The 14,801-nt window shown below is 40.9% G+C and carries 14 protein-coding genes and 2 tRNA genes; 5 read left to right on the top strand and 11 right to left on the bottom strand.

What is annotated here, in order from left to right; all coding sequences use genetic code 11:
- Nucleotides 1–208: 208 nt before the first annotated feature.
- The 4 genes from CLIN57ABFB40_RS06095 to CLIN57ABFB40_RS06080 form a co-directional block, all read right to left on the bottom strand.
- Nucleotides 209–281 (bottom strand) — tRNA-Lys (locus tag CLIN57ABFB40_RS06095).
- Nucleotides 282–314: 33 nt separating this feature from the next.
- Nucleotides 315–387 (bottom strand) — tRNA-Lys (locus CLIN57ABFB40_RS06090).
- 89 nt (nucleotides 388–476) lie between these two features.
- Nucleotides 477–1,280 carry an MBL fold metallo-hydrolase gene (locus CLIN57ABFB40_RS06085; protein WP_175629331.1) on the bottom strand — a complete coding sequence of 268 codons (804 nt, stop codon included), beginning with the start codon at nucleotides 1,278–1,280 and terminating at the stop codon, nucleotides 477–479.
- Between the two features lie 83 nt (nucleotides 1,281–1,363).
- A complete protein-coding gene (locus CLIN57ABFB40_RS06080) occupies nucleotides 1,364–2,752 on the bottom strand; it encodes a peptide MFS transporter (RefSeq protein WP_175629330.1) in 1,389 nt (462 codons plus the stop codon).
- 100 nt (nucleotides 2,753–2,852) lie between these two features.
- On the opposite strand from CLIN57ABFB40_RS06080, the gene CLIN57ABFB40_RS06075 reads away from it, so the two are divergent.
- Nucleotides 2,853–3,275 carry a BT0820 family HAD-type phosphatase gene (locus CLIN57ABFB40_RS06075; protein WP_175629329.1) on the top strand — a complete coding sequence of 141 codons (423 nt, stop codon included), beginning with the start codon at nucleotides 2,853–2,855 and terminating at the stop codon, nucleotides 3,273–3,275.
- 213 nt (nucleotides 3,276–3,488) lie between these two features.
- Here CLIN57ABFB40_RS06075 and CLIN57ABFB40_RS06070 read toward each other — a convergent pair whose 3' ends face one another.
- Entirely contained in the window at nucleotides 3,489–3,737 is a 249-nt protein-coding gene (locus CLIN57ABFB40_RS06070) for a DUF6965 family protein (RefSeq protein ID WP_175629328.1), read from the bottom strand.
- Nucleotides 3,738–3,903: 166 nt separating this feature from the next.
- On the opposite strand from CLIN57ABFB40_RS06070, the gene CLIN57ABFB40_RS06065 reads away from it, so the two are divergent.
- The 3 genes from CLIN57ABFB40_RS06065 to CLIN57ABFB40_RS06055 all read left to right on the top strand — a co-directional run bounded on the left by CLIN57ABFB40_RS06065 (nucleotide 3,904) and on the right by CLIN57ABFB40_RS06055 (nucleotide 5,547).
- Nucleotides 3,904–4,353, top strand: coding sequence for a DoxX family protein (locus CLIN57ABFB40_RS06065; protein WP_175629327.1), 450 nt, complete (start codon nucleotides 3,904–3,906; stop codon nucleotides 4,351–4,353).
- Nucleotides 4,354–4,447: 94 nt separating this feature from the next.
- Nucleotides 4,448–4,999: a DUF3332 domain-containing protein gene (locus CLIN57ABFB40_RS06060; protein ID WP_175629326.1), complete on the top strand. Its 552-nt coding sequence runs from the start codon at nucleotides 4,448–4,450 to the stop codon at nucleotides 4,997–4,999.
- A 95-nt stretch (nucleotides 5,000–5,094) separates the two neighbouring features.
- Nucleotides 5,095–5,547, top strand: coding sequence for a hypothetical protein (locus CLIN57ABFB40_RS06055; RefSeq protein WP_175629325.1), 453 nt, complete (start codon nucleotides 5,095–5,097; stop codon nucleotides 5,545–5,547).
- On the opposite strand, the gene CLIN57ABFB40_RS06050 is transcribed toward CLIN57ABFB40_RS06055, so the two are convergent.
- Complete coding sequence (locus CLIN57ABFB40_RS06050) at nucleotides 5,501–7,810, bottom strand: BamA/TamA family outer membrane protein (protein WP_175629324.1); 2,310 nt, start codon at nucleotides 7,808–7,810, stop codon at nucleotides 5,501–5,503. The genes CLIN57ABFB40_RS06055 and CLIN57ABFB40_RS06050 overlap by 47 nt on opposite strands.
- A gap of 143 nt (nucleotides 7,811–7,953) precedes the next feature.
- Between CLIN57ABFB40_RS06050 and CLIN57ABFB40_RS06045 the strand changes: the two genes are divergently transcribed.
- Nucleotides 7,954–8,721 (top strand): TrmH family RNA methyltransferase, encoded by a 768-nt coding sequence (locus CLIN57ABFB40_RS06045; protein ID WP_175629323.1) that lies wholly within the window; start codon nucleotides 7,954–7,956, stop codon nucleotides 8,719–8,721.
- Here the strand turns inward: CLIN57ABFB40_RS06045 and CLIN57ABFB40_RS06040 are convergent.
- From CLIN57ABFB40_RS06040 to ileS, 5 genes are all read right to left on the bottom strand, one after another.
- Entirely contained in the window at nucleotides 8,672–8,998 is a 327-nt protein-coding gene (locus tag CLIN57ABFB40_RS06040; RefSeq protein ID WP_175629322.1) for a hypothetical protein, read from the bottom strand. The two genes, CLIN57ABFB40_RS06045 and CLIN57ABFB40_RS06040, sit on opposite strands and share 50 nt — an antisense overlap.
- Before the next feature lie 5 nt (nucleotides 8,999–9,003).
- Entirely contained in the window at nucleotides 9,004–10,080 is a 1,077-nt protein-coding gene (locus CLIN57ABFB40_RS06035) for a DUF4296 domain-containing protein (RefSeq protein ID WP_175629321.1), read from the bottom strand.
- The gene (locus CLIN57ABFB40_RS06030) at nucleotides 10,073–10,726 is read right to left on the bottom strand and encodes a lipoprotein signal peptidase (protein WP_175629320.1); all 654 of its coding nucleotides are present in this window, start codon (nucleotides 10,724–10,726) and stop codon (nucleotides 10,073–10,075) included. The genes CLIN57ABFB40_RS06035 and CLIN57ABFB40_RS06030 overlap by 8 nt, the downstream gene beginning before the upstream one ends.
- A gap of 98 nt (nucleotides 10,727–10,824) precedes the next feature.
- Entirely contained in the window at nucleotides 10,825–11,205 is a 381-nt protein-coding gene (locus CLIN57ABFB40_RS06025; RefSeq protein ID WP_065538645.1) for a TraR/DksA family transcriptional regulator, read from the bottom strand.
- A gap of 35 nt (nucleotides 11,206–11,240) precedes the next feature.
- Nucleotides 11,241–14,729, bottom strand: coding sequence for an isoleucine--tRNA ligase (gene ileS / locus CLIN57ABFB40_RS06020; RefSeq protein WP_175629319.1), 3,489 nt, complete (start codon nucleotides 14,727–14,729; stop codon nucleotides 11,241–11,243).
- Nucleotides 14,730–14,801 lie beyond the last annotated feature (72 nt).

Here is a 14,801-nt window from a genome sequence, read left to right as displayed (position 1 = left end):
ACAGGTTGTCGTCCTATAAAACGTGCATTCTTATGCTTTTAAATGGCTAATCTCACCTAATACTACACTAAAATAGACAAAGTATAGACATGATAGATAGATGTTTTTTGCAATACAAGTATGATAGATGTTTTTACAACTGAGCCGGACTGCCCCCCTATACATCTATATAACAAAAAAGGAGATGACTTTAGTTACCTCCTTTTTGTACACCCTCAGGGACTCGAACCCTGGACCCACTGATTAAGAGTCAGTTGCTCTACCAACTGAGCTAAGAGTGCAACATTAAATTTACGTTGCAACTTCGGAATTTGTACACCCTCAGGGACTCGAACCCTGGACCCACTGATTAAGAGTCAGTTGCTCTACCAACTGAGCTAAGAGTGCTTATTTCCTCGTTTGCGGTTGCAAAAGTAGGTCTTTTATTTTATTTGACCAAACAATAATGCAGCTTTTTTACTATATTTTTTTCGCTTTTATTCGAACACATAAAGCTCGGAAGGCGTATTTCGCTTTAAAGCAAGCAGTTGCACGTCTTTGCCAACAATAACACCTTTGTTCTTTAATTTCCATTCTACAGTTTTAAAAGCTAACTCCGGATGATTATTGTCTTTACTCAAGTGGCATAACCAGATATATCGCAAGTGTTCCGTGATATTTTCCGCTAAAAACTCAGCAGTATCCGAGTTACTCATGTGTCCGGTCTTACTTGTGATCCGTTCTTTCAGATATTGAGGATAAGGACCCATTTTGAGCATTTCTTCATCATAGTTAGCTTCCAGAATCAGATAATGTGCCTTGCCAATATAATGAGCTGCTGTAGAAGTAATCTCCCCAAGGTCAGTTAAAAAAGAAAATACTTTGCCATCTATTTCGATGCAGTACCCCACATTATCCGTACCATCATGCGGAACCTCAAAAGATTCAATGCGGAAATCCTCTAAAACCATAGGTTCCTGTTTTTCCAAATAACGAACTGACGAACTAAGCTTCTCCGTCATACAATAACTGCGATTGATTCCTGCATGAATACGTGCCGTTGTGTAAACCGGAATATTTAACTTCTCACCCAAATGGCCTACAGCCTTGATATGATCCGCATGATCATGCGTAATAAATACGGCACGGATACTATCCATCAAGATATTGAAATCCTTCAGTGTCTTTTTTATAGTACGAATACCAATTCCAGCATCTATCAGTATCCCATAGGTTTCAGTGCCCAGATAATAACAGTTCCCACTACTGCCACTCGCTAAGCTTATAAATTTTACTTTCATGTTTTATCTTCTTTATTAAAAAATAAAAATGCCGTCAACTTTTACAGCAAAGTGACGGCAAATATACGTAAAAAAGGAGAGATTTACTGATTAGCTTTCTTCTTTTTGTCGATGAATTCGGTGATTTTTGCAAATAATAGTAACGCTATAGCAGCAATCAGACCAATTGCAGCGAAGTAATACCATATATAATGTGCATTTACGCTAGCAGCTTCCCACGCTGCACGTGTCTCGAACAATGCTGGATCCGGACAATATTTGGTCAACAAGATTCCCGCCAATCCGAAACCGAAAATAGACGAAAGGAAAGAATGCAGATGGCTGAATCCTAAATACATCCCTTCTTCCCCTTTAGGAGCCTGCAAAGAGAAATATTCCAAATAGCGTGGCGATATGAAACATTCGGCAAGTGCCTGCACAACGATACCTGCCACCATCATCAACGTAATATTGCTTATCCCGGAAAGCAAGTCATTGCCGAGCAGGTTCCCACATGCCATCAACAAAGCTGAAACAGGAATCAAAAACATTCCCACATTCATTGAAGTGATAGCGCTACGCTTTGCCATCAGACGTGTGATAAAACTAACACAACATACCACCACAAAAGGATTCACATTGGCAATCCAACCCGGCTTTGCCGTTTCGCCAGCCATACGAATCACATACTTCGGCATCGTGGCATAAAGTTGCTGTTGCACCATCCAGAATCCTGTGACAATCAGTATAAGAATCAACAAGCGCCAGTTCGTTATAATTCTCATGAATCCCTGCCCAATCTCATGAAGGCTCTTTCCTTCTCCTGCCGTATGAGTGGATTTATAAAGAAGAACAACAGCAAGCAAAGCAATAATAGTCATCGTTCCGGAAAAATAATTGATATAGATATATGCCTGCTCGCCAATCACATTCCGCAAAGGATCAACAATCGTCTTTCCGGTGAAAGCACCTATATTCACCATCATATAAAAAATGGAATAACCGCGGGCACGGGTAGCCTCCGTTGTCTCCTTAGCCACGGAAGCTGAAATAATGGATTTAATGAAAGAGCCACCCACCATAAGAATAAACAAGACAGGCACAATCATCCAACGGGAATAGCTATCAGGCAAACCGTTAAACTGGGTCGTCGCGCCATAACTTACTAATCCGGCCGTCTCTAATAAAGTAGGCAAAACTCCTAACCCCAAATATCCGATAGATAATAAGGAGAACGCTATAATCATTGATTTTCGGAAACCGATCTTATCGGCATAAGCACCGGAGAAAATAGGAAGCAGATATAACCCGCCGGAGAAAAGACCGGAAATCATACTTGCTTCAAAATCATTAAAACCTAAAATAGAAGATAAATAAATAGTGAGAACGATAAAAACGGCATAATACGCCATACGTTCAAACAGTTCGACTGTGTTGCTGACCCAAAATGCTCTCGTAAAGCCTTTGGAAGCACGCTGAGGGGAATTGTTCATGTAGTGATAATTTTTATTAAAATGTTAATTCGGAACAAAGATACGTTTTTTTGGCTTACTGTCCGTATCTTTGTCTAAAATTAGGTATTAAAAAAGAACTATGATTATAGCTGTTGATTTTGACGGAACGATTGTAGAGCATCGTTACCCGCGTATTGGTGAAGAAATTCCATTCGCAGTAGATACACTGAAGTTGTTGCAACAAGAAAAGCACCGTTTGATATTGTGGAGTGTGCGCGAAGGTTCACTTTTGGACGAAGCTGTCGAATGGTGCAAAGCCAGAGGCTTGGAATTTTATGCAGTCAACAAGGATTATCCTGAAGAACAAAAAGACCACCAAGGCTTCTCCCGAAAGCTGAAAGCCGACATGTTTATAGACGACCGCAATTTGGGCGGACTGCCGGACTGGGGAGTTATCTATGAAATGATAAAAGAAAAAAAGACATTCGCAGATATATACAGTCAAAATGGAGAAGAGAAAAAAACATCTTTGAAAAAGAAAAGAAGATGGCTACCTTTTTAGACGCTCAAACAAATGTAAATTTTGCCTATTTTGATTAAAAATGTGACTAAACAGTCGATTTTTGCGACTATTTGGTGTATATTTGCACACCCTTATTTCTCGTGCCCTTATTAAAGTCACGAGCATTATATGTTTATTTTGAAAAATGTGCACTCTCGTCAAGCGTGATTAGAGTGCGCATATATTTATAGGCAATACCATTCGTATGTTCTATTATGCTTCTTTATTCTCCCATTTCTCCCTAAATTCCCATAACTGTTCAATAATGGGATGAAAAGTTGAATTTTCCCAGTTTCTGTCAATCATCGCGATTAAAGATTCCAAATACTGTTTACCATCAATAATAGTAGTACACTTGTTAAGCTGATATTTTTCAGTCGGATAATTTTTAGTCTCAAGCATTTTTTTCGCCCAGTTCAGCAGTTCCTGAACTGATTCATTGTCATAAGTATGTTGCGCCATATCTATTCTTTTTTTCGACAAAGATACAAAGTTTATTTATTCATGAATAAAGTTATTACTTTCTTTTCAACATCAGCCCTTTCTGTTTTTTACTATCAGTATAGAACAAACCAAAGATATTTTACGTTTATTGTAAATAGAGATGAATTTAAAAATAAGACAACTTATGATTTACAATTTTTTATTTCCCACAAAGCCCAATACAACAAAAGTTTCTTTGTTGCTGCTGGCAGTCCGGATAATCTTCGGAATATTATTAATGAACCATGGCATTCAGAAATGGAGCAATTTTCAGGAATTATCGGCGGTCTTTCCTGATCCTTTGGGAATAGGAAGTCCGATATCTCTCGGACTGGCTATTTTTGGCGAGCTTGTGTGTTCAATGGCATTTATCGTCGGCTTCCTGTACCGGTTGGCTATGATTCCGATGATTTTCACAATGATCGTGGCTTTCTTTATCGTTCATGCGAATGATGCATTTGCAGTTAAAGAAATGACCTTCATTTATTTGGTCGTATTTATAATCATGTATATTGCCGGTCCCGGTAAATTCTCAATCGACCATATTATCGGGAATGAATTACAACGGCGAAAATCCAGATCATACAAAAAATAGGAATAATAACGTTGATTAATAAAAAAATACTATATTTGCATACATCTAAAAGAGAATATATAAACATTTTTTTACTAATCAAAAACATTTTGACATGAAAAGAGGGAAACTGTCTTTAGTCGCAGTAGTACTTAGCGGCAGCCTATTATTCAGTTCTTGCGTAGGTTCATTTGGTTTATTCAACCGCTTGTCTTCCTGGAACCAGTCTGTTGGAAACAAATTTGTAAACGAACTTGTATTTTTGGCTTTCAACATCATTCCGGTTTACGGAGTAGCTTATGTGGCAGATGCTCTAGTAATCAACTCTATTGAATTCTGGAGTGGCTCTAATCCGATGGCTAATGTAGGTGACGTGAAGAAAGTAAAAGGAGAAAACGGCAACTACATGGTAAAAACGCTAGAGAATGGTTATTCTATCACAAAAGAAGGTGAAACTGCTTCCATGGATCTGATTTACAACAAAGAAGCCAATACTTGGAATGTTGTAGCAAACGGTGAAAGCACGGAACTGATAAAGATGAACAATGACGGCACTGCCGACTTGTTCTTACCAAACGGTGAAAAAATGAATGTAACCTTGGATGCCCAAGGTATGATGGCAGCTCGCCAGGCTACAACAAGCAACTTGATGTTTGCAGCCCGTTAATAAACAAAAGACAAATATCAAGGAGATGAAACCTGTCCAGGTGAGTTTCATCTCCTTTTTCATTATCATTCTATCCTACAAATTTCTTTCATGTTATGAATAAGTTATACATAATTATCCTTTCATCCTTATTATTCACATGTTTATCATGCCAGCAACAAACACCCAAAACTCAAATAGAACAAACGGCTATAGATTTCTGTGAAGCCTTCTATAACTTCAATTATCCGGTAGCCCAAGAGTTGAGTACTCCTTCTTCCCTATCCTACCTTAGTTTTTTGGCATCTAATGTCCGGCAAGCCCACTTGAATCAATTAAAAACACAAGGAGCTGCTAAAGCCACAGTTATTTCAAGCGAAATAGATGCCAACTCCGAAAGAGCCACAGTTGTCTGCCAGATAAAGAACGTGCTTATCATAAATCCGGTTAATGGAGAAACGAAGCAGATAAATACCCTGCAAGATACGCTCAAACTAACAAGGGAATATGATAAATGGCTGATTAGAAAGGATATCCCACTGCGAAATGGAAAGCAAAATCACGACTAAATTTAGGATGGACAATAGGGAAATGTTCTTTCTTTGTCTCAAAAGCCGGATTAACCGCCTTCATACCACCGTCGAAACGAAGGATGAAGAAATCCAAATCGAGCCGCAGCCCTAATCCGTAAGCCACCGCTATCTGCTTATAGAACTTATCAAACTCGAAAACACCACCCGGCTGATTCGCATAGCTTCTTATAGTCCAGATATTACCGACATCTACAAATACCGCTCCTTGGAACTTCCAGAACAATTTACTCCGATACTCGATACTGGCGTCCAGCTTAATATCACCGGATTGATCCAACAAATTCCCATTTCCCGCAAAAGAACCCGGTCCCAAATCCCGTACAGACCAACCACGGACACTGTTAGCTCCACCCGAGAAATATTGCTTCTCAAACGGGATTGTTTTTGCATTTCCGTAAGGAACCGCAATTCCTACACCTGCATGAAATGCAAATGAATTACGACGGTCTATTCTTATGTTTTTAGCAAAATCGAATTCGCCTTTGAGATATTGTGCATAAGGAATCCCCAGTATTGCATACTCGCCATTATCATTCTTACGAATACTCGTTGCTTTTGACAAGGCATACATTATATTTCCGGCTGATTCGAAATTAAAACGAATAGAATATGAGTTAGCAGCAATTGTATTATTTACGATAGAACCACCTACACTATTATAATTATAGCTATATCCCATATTTATAATCAATCGGTCTTGATAATTATATTGGAAAACCTGATTCTGCCCCTTATTTATATAATCCTCCCTAAACTTTTCGGAAATACGCGGCAAGTAGAGGAAACCAATGTTAATCAAATCGATACGATGTTGTATTCTCTGACGTTGACTCCATTTATAGCTCCAGTTGGCAGAAGCCATCGTGCGCAGAAATTCAGGTCGCAACTGATAATTATACTGTAATCCAAACTCCGTAGTAGCGCGGATTTTCCGCTTAAAGTCCGAAGAAAGGAAAGGAAACAGGAAGTTAGGGAAATTAATGCTTGTCTCTACCCCATATTCAGTATAGTTATTATTCGAATAACCTGCCTGCAGACCGGAAATCACTTCATACGCTCCACGGAACTTTATCATAAAAGTCTCCGAACCACGGAAAAGGTTCCGGTTCTGGAAAGAGACGGAAGCCGCCGCCCCCAAATCACCGGCAGAGTTAGTTCCCTCAACCTCGAAAGCTACGGATTTATGCTTGCTTTTAGTCAACAGCACATAACAATCAAGTTTCGCCGAATCGCCTATCTGAGTTTCAACAAAACGGATATTAGTATATTTCAATGCAGGTAAACGTCCGAAACTGGAATACGTCTGTTGTACGCTCCGTTCATTATACAAATCTCCGGAGCTAAAACGTAAATTATCCGTAAGCACTTTAGGGCGCAGATACAGCTTATCTTTATAATAAATCGGATATCCTTTATAATGAACAGAATCATTGATTTCCACACTACTCATTGCCGAAGACTGCAACACATCATAATCTGTAATGAAATTAATTTTGTTTATCCAATATTGCTGGTGCGCTCTTGCAGAATCACTGGCATGGGGCTTATATGGTCGCAAAGATTGGGTTAAATCCACATTGTAAGTATTGCGTACTGTATCAGCAGTATAACCAATATAGTCTTTATTGAATTTATAGTAACCATTCCGCAGCAGTCTGTCCGTGATACGCTGCCTGTCCGCATCCAATATATTGACATCAAAATCCATTCCCTCTTTCAGCAGGCTTCTGGCAGAATCCCTTTTCAGGATACCGGCTATCTTAGGGTCGGCTATGTCATATTTAATAGATCGGACAACGTATGGTTTTCCCGCTGTCACGTCATAATACAATTTTATCTTTTTCTTTTTTATCTTCGTCGAACGTTTCACCGTTGCCGCCATATATCCCATATTATGCACAGCTTTGGTAATCTCTTCCTCAGAACGTAGCGCTTCTTCCTCACTGTATATCACAGGGGCATCCCCTATTCTTCTCAAGAATTTATTCCCCCATTTGGTAGAGTCGCGTCCCGAAAGGTTATAGACATAAAGCTGCGTCTTTATCAAACTGAACCACTTGGCGTTAGGATTCTGACGCACATACATGCGCAAAGAAGAAGGGCGGATGTTTTTCTGGTCCGTACGAATCTTGACTTCGTCCAACAAATAAGAACCATCCGGCACAAACTTAGTGGCAGTGCACGAAGCAAGTGACAGGACAGCAGCGGAAGCAATCAAAAAAAGGAAATTTCTCCTCATACGGTTTTTACGTCGATAGTATAAAAAATACGACTACAAAGATAAATTATATTTTCCGATGGGGAAAATAAATTAAGAAAAAGAGGAGAAAGTAAGGATAGATTGGAAATATCTTTATAGCTTTGCAAAAGAATATCAAATTTATGGCATCACTGAGTAAAAACAAAATAAAGTATATCCACTCGCTGGAACAGAAGAAAATACGTAAGGAAGAACGAGTTTTTCTTGCCGAAGGTCCCAAACTGGTAGGTGATTTGCTTGAGCATTTTCCTTGTCGTTTTTTGGCTGCCACTTCATTATGGCTTCAAAAGCACACGGACATTCATGCAAACGAACTTGTGGAAGTTTCTCAGGAAGAACTTTCACGAGCCAGCCTACTGAAAACTCCCCAACAGGTACTTGCTATTTTTGAGCAACCCCATTATACTCTCAATCCGGAAGTAGCCCGCCACTCCCTTTGCCTGGCATTGGATGATGTTCAGGATCCCGGAAATTTGGGTACCATTATCCGGTTGGCTGATTGGTTCGGTATCGAGCATATCATTTGCTCACAAAATACGGTAGACGTGTATAATCCCAAAACAGTGCAGGCAACCATGGGCGGAATCGCACGGGTAAAGGTACATTATACTTCTCTTCCGGATTTTATCCGTTCACTCGGAGATGATACTCCTGTGTTCGGTACTTTTCTAGACGGGAAAAACATGTACGAGCAGCCACTATCCACTACCGGACTGATTGTTATGGGAAATGAAGGAAACGGTATAGGGCAAGAAGTGGAAACATTAATCAACCGGAAACTATACATACCCAATTATCCGCAAGGTCAGGAAACTTCCGAATCACTTAATGTAGCCATTGCTACCGCAGTAATCTGTGCCGAGTTCCGTCGACAGGCTGCATGGAAATAAAATCAAAGGGATAGAATAAATAAGGGAGCAAGGCTTCTCCTTGCCTTTGGTACTCATCAACCTTCCCCAAACAATGGGAAGGTTGATTGGCAGCAATTTCTTCCATCCGACTCACAGGAAACAAAACTATAACTCCCGGCATCCATTCGACAGACTCTATTTCTTCAGTCAATGGGAATATATTTTGGACAACTCCTTCATCATTTATCTCCACCACCTGCTGTTTTATAAATCCAATGTCAGGTATCAGTAAATAATGAGATGCAAATCGTTTCATAATAATTAACGGGGTTGGTTTCTTTGCTGTTGTCTTTTACGTTGGTTCATCTGCCGTTCTCTTCTTTGCTCCAGCCTTTCTTGCTGGATATGTTGTTCTACTTCAATCTGTTCCGGCTTCTTTTCACGATGTGTTCCCGTACGGCGACGGTTCATCTCTTCCGGTGTCAGACGTTGCAATTCATCTTTATTTTCTTCTACTACCTTATGCAAAGAATCGGTTTTCTCTTTATCAGAAAGTTTCTTCAATGAATCCACCCGCAAAGCTTCTATCTTATTCAATGAATCACGAACTGCAAAAGCAAGTGTATCCGTACAATGATAACGGGTCATCGTAAAGCGGTCTGCCAATAACGCTCCTGCCTTCTTTGGATTTTCTACCGGATAATAAATGAAGCCTCTTACCTCCTTCATCTGCCCCAATGTATCTGCAAACAAACGTATCTGCTGAATACCCGGTTCGGTCACAGTCTCCCAATGATTGATTGTATCTTTCTCGTATATTACCTGCATTGCCATAGTAACGGCTCTCAAAGAATCGGCAAGCATCGGTTCAAGAAAACGATAGTTCACTTCCCACACCAAAGTATCGCGGTCTTTATAATTAGAATCGGTCGGCAAAGCAAATACATACTGATTATTCATCCTTTCACCGGTCAGGCGCACCATGCGCTGCCATGGCCAAACGTCGATACTGTCACCGGTTTTTGTCATTTTCGGCTTCTTGTCACGTTTGGCAATCAGGTCACTGACAAGTTCCTGTTCGTCTTTCAAACGCTTCCGCACCTTATCATAAATTTTCGATAGCACTTCTGTGTTACGTGTGTACCATACCATAGATGAATCAAACGCAGCCTGTGTAGTCCCGTACTTCTTAAAAACAGCATCTATGTACAATGCTTTCTTATAATTTTCACTATAAGGCAGATTGTCTCCCATGGATCTTGCCAAATGATAATCATACAGCAGATTCTCCATCTTCGACTCCGAAATTACATCATTGGGTCTTTTCACTTTACACCCGGTTACCGCAAACGCAAGCATGCAGATAAGACACAGATGAAACCGAAATTTATTATTCATGATTCGCACTTTCCTTTTTATCTTTATCCAGCGAATGATAAGATTCATTCAGATATTTACTATAAAAGAGCAACAAAGCAATGATACCACAACTGATGGCGGCATCCGCAAAATTAAAGATCGGGCTGAAGAATATAAAATGTTCCCCACCTACAAACGGCATCCACGTAGGCCAGTTCGTATCTATGATTGGGAAGTAAAACATATCCACTACTTTACCGTAGAACCAGGTAGAGTATCCCCCGCCCTCAGGCATAAACGTTGCAATCTGGGAATGTGTGCTTTCGTTGAAAATCACTCCATAGAATACACTATCAATAATATTACCCAATGCACCGGTCAGAATCAAGGCAACACAAACAATATATCCGGTTTTAAAGCCTCTCTTCACTATTTTATAAAGATACCAGCCTATCAATGCCACAGCAACGATACGGAATGTTGTCAGGAATAACTTTCCAAAGATTTCCATACCGAAAGCCATACCGTTGTTTTCGGTGAAATAAATATAAAACCAATCCGTCACACGATTGCTTTGATGCCAGTACATGTGAGTCTTAATCCAGATTTTAATGACCTGGTCGATAATTAATACGGAAAAGATAACGAGAAGAGCAATTCTCCCCTTCGTGAATAGTTTCTTCATGTGTTCATTATAAATTAAACATAACGAGCTACAAGTGCCGTGCGTAAACTTTGCGCAGCTACTTGTAGCTCGTCACTCGTAGCTTGTGTAGCTATCTATTATTTTTTACCACTGTTTTTGGCCTCAATACTCAAAGTTGCATGAGGAACAGCACGCAGACGCTCTGCCGGAATCAATTTTCCGGTTTCACGGCAAATGCCGTACGTCTTATTCTCAATACGTATCAAAGCAGCTTGCAATCCCTGGATAAACTTCAACTGGCGTTGTGCCAGACGGGTTGTTTCTTCCTTGGAAAGCGTATTAGCTCCTTCTTCCAACACTTTATATGTAGGCGATGTGTCATCAGTATCATTACCGTCCAATCCCATCAGACTCTTCTTCAACTGTTCATAGTCACGTTGGGCCAATTCCAGTTTCTCCATAATGATGGCACGGAATTCTTCGAGTTCCGCATCCGAGTATCTAGTCTTTTCTGCCATAATCTTACAATTTAAAAATGTTAATCAATATAGTATTAGTCTTTTATCACATTCACGAACAGTGAGAAATCATCAAAGTTAAGCTCTGTACCGTTTTCCACTTCATCAACAAGTTCTAAAGATGTGCCTAAAACCTGGTTACAAATATAAGTATTATATTCTTTTACCGCATCATCTGTTTGCGTATTTTTCGAGATTGTTATTTTTATTTTGTCTGTAATCTCGAAACCGCTCGATTTACGTATATTTTGAATACGGTTCACCAATTCGCGGGCAATACCCTCACGACGCAACTCTTCGGTAACAGTCACTTCAAGCGCCACAGTCAGCTTACCTTCGTTGGCCACCAGCCATCCAGGAATATCTTCGCTGATGATTTCTACATCTGTCGCTTCGATGATAGCTTCCGCCCCATCCAGGTTCAATGCATATTTCCCGTTCTTTTCCAATTCAGCGATGGCTTCCTGTGACATTTCAGCAACAGCAGCAGCTACTGCCTTCATCTGTTTTCCAAATTTCGGGCCGAGTTTCTTAAAGTCACATTTCACTTTCTTCACCAATACACCGGCAGCACCGTCAACAAACTTGACTTCCTTGATATTTACTTCGTTCATAATCAGATTCTTCACGGCTTCGATATGAGCTTTCTGCTCTTCATCTACCACCGGAACCATGATACACTGTAACGGTTGGCGAACCTTGATATTCACTTTACGCCGCAATGCCAGTACCATAGACGTTACATCCTGTGCCATTTGCATACGGGCTTCCAATTCCTTGTCTATAATCTCTTCCTGACATTCCGGGAATTTAGCCAGATGGACGGAAACCACATTGTCACGTCCTGTTGCAGTAATCAAGTCTGTATATAAGCGGTCTGCGTAGAACGGTGATATAGGAGACATTAATTTGGCAACTGTTTCAAGACAAGTGTACAGCGTTTGGTATGCAGACAATTTATCCTGTGTAAATTCACCGCCCCAGAAACGTTTACGGTTCAAGCGAACATACCAGTTAGACAAATTATCATTCACAAAGTCGGAAATCAAACGACCTGCCTTGGTCGGCTCATATTCATTATAGCAAGTATCTACCTCTTTAATCAATGTGTTCAATACGGACAATATCCAACGGTCGATTTCCGGACGTTCCGCCATCGGCACGTCGGCTTCCTTATATTCAAATCCGTCTACGTTGGCATAAAGCGCGAAGAACGAATAGGTATTGTATAAAGTACCGAAGAACTTACGGCGAACTTCTTCCACTCCTTCCACGTCGAACTTCAAGTTATCCCACGGAGAAGAGTTGGTGATCATATACCAGCGCAACGGGTCGGAACCGTACTTTTCAATCGTAGTGAACGGATCGACAGCATTGTTCAAGCGTTTGGACATCTTGTTACCATTCTTGTCAAGTACCAGTCCGTTAGAAATAACAGCCTTGTATGACACGCTGTCGAATACCATCGTAGCGATAGCATGCAGCGTAAAGAACCATCCACGTGTCTGGTCTACTCCTTCTGCGATAAAGTCAGCCGGATATACCTTACGGTTGTCCAGCAATTCCTTATTTTCGAACGGATAATGAATCTGCGCATAAGGCATAGCACCCGAATCGAACCAAACATCAATCAAATCAGATTCACGCTTCATCGGCTGACCGTCTTTCGATACCAATATAATATCGTCTACATACGGACGGTGAAGGTCAATCTTATCATAGTTCTCTTCAGTATATTCGCCCGGAACGAAACCTTTATCCTTGTACGGGTTGGATTTCATAAATCCGGCAGCTACCGATTTTTCTATTTCATTATAAAGTTCTTCTACAGACTCGATACACTTTTCATCTGTATTATCTTCCGTGCGCCAGATTGGCAACGGAGTACCCCAATAACGGGAACGGCTCAGGTTCCAGTCATTCAGATTTTCCAGCCACTTGCCGAAACGGCCTGTTCCGGTAGACTCCGGTTTCCAGTTGATGGTCTTATTCAGTTCCATCATACGTTCCTTGCAAGCCGTAGAACGGATAAACCAGCTATCCAGCGGATAATAAAGCACCGGTTTGTCTGTACGCCAACAATGCGGATAGTTGTGGACATGTTTCTCTATTTTGAAAGCCTTATTGTCCGCTTTCATCATCATGGCAATCACAATATCCAGAGATTCGGCAGCCTGCGCAGCTTTTTCATCGTATTTGCCATCTACCATAAACTGAGGGTCATAGGCGTTCTTCACCCATGCGCCCTGGTAGTCTTTATATTTGTCTACATCCACACATTCTTTTACGAAAGTCTCATCCAGTTCGTCCAACAGATAGAATTTACCTGTCAGGTCTACCATCGGGCGAGTTTCACCTTTCTTATTAATCATGAATAATGACGGGATGCCGGCAGCACGTGCCACATTCGCGTCGTCCGCACCAAATGTCGGTGCGATATGAACGATACCCGTACCATCTTCCGTAGTCACATAATCACCCGGTATTACACGGAAGGCTTTATCACTGGCTTTCCAAGTACCGTCTTCGGACACTTCAACCGGTTTCACCCAGGGAATCAGTTGCTCGTATTCCATGCCAATCAGGTCGGCACCCTTATATTCGGCAATAACCTTGAATGGCACAAGCTTATCTCCAGCCTTGTAATCTTCCAAATTCAAGTCTGCCGCTTTTGCATTGAAATGTACGTTCAATAAAGCCTTTGCCAGAACAACCGTAATAGGTTCTCCGGTATAAGCATTGTAAGATTGTACGGCAACATAGTCAATTTTTGGTCCTACACAAAGAGCCGTATTTGAAGGTAATGTCCACGGAGTAGTTGTCCATGCTATAAAATAAGGAGTTCCCCACTCTGCCATTTCCGGCTTGGGGTTCTTCATCTTAAATTGGGCAACAGCAGTTGTATCTTTTACATCACGATAACAACCCGGCTGGTTCAGTTCGTGCGAGCTCAACCCTGTTCCGGCAGCCGGAGAGTACGGTTGAATAGTATATCCTTTATATAATAGTCCTTTTTTGTGCAATTGTTTCAGCAACCACCATAATGTTTCAATATAGCGGTTGTCATATGTGATATAAGGGTGCTTCATATCCACCCAATATCCCATCCGATGAGTCAGGTCTTCCCACTCTTTGGTATATTTCATCACATCTTTGCGACAAGCAGCATTATAATCGGCAACAGAGATTTTCTTACCAATATCTTCCTTTGTGATACCTAATGCTTTTTCCACACTCAGTTCCACAGGCAGTCCGTGCGTATCCCATCCGGCTTTACGCTTTACCTGATAACCTTTCATCGTTTTGTAACGGCAGAAAATATCCTTAATCGTACGAGCCATTACATGGTGAATCCCCGGCATACCGTTAGCCGAGGGCGGTCCTTCGAAAAATACAAATGAAGGGCAGCCATCACGTTCTGTCATACTCTTGGCGAAAACCAGGTTCTCGTCCCATTTCTTCAGCACATCTTTGTTCACCTGTGAAAGGTCAAACTGCGAATACTCAGTAAATCTCTTACTCATAGCTGTATCTACGATTTTACTATATTACAATTTACACTTTGAGGGGTATCCCCGTTTTTAAGGGTGCAAATT

The sequence above is a fragment of the Bacteroides acidifaciens genome, assembly GCF_903181435.1.
Taxonomy (GTDB): Bacteria; Bacteroidota; Bacteroidia; order Bacteroidales; family Bacteroidaceae; genus Bacteroides.
The sequence above is the reverse complement of the archived record's forward strand: the minus strand, read 5'-3'. Positions and strand labels throughout refer to the sequence as shown.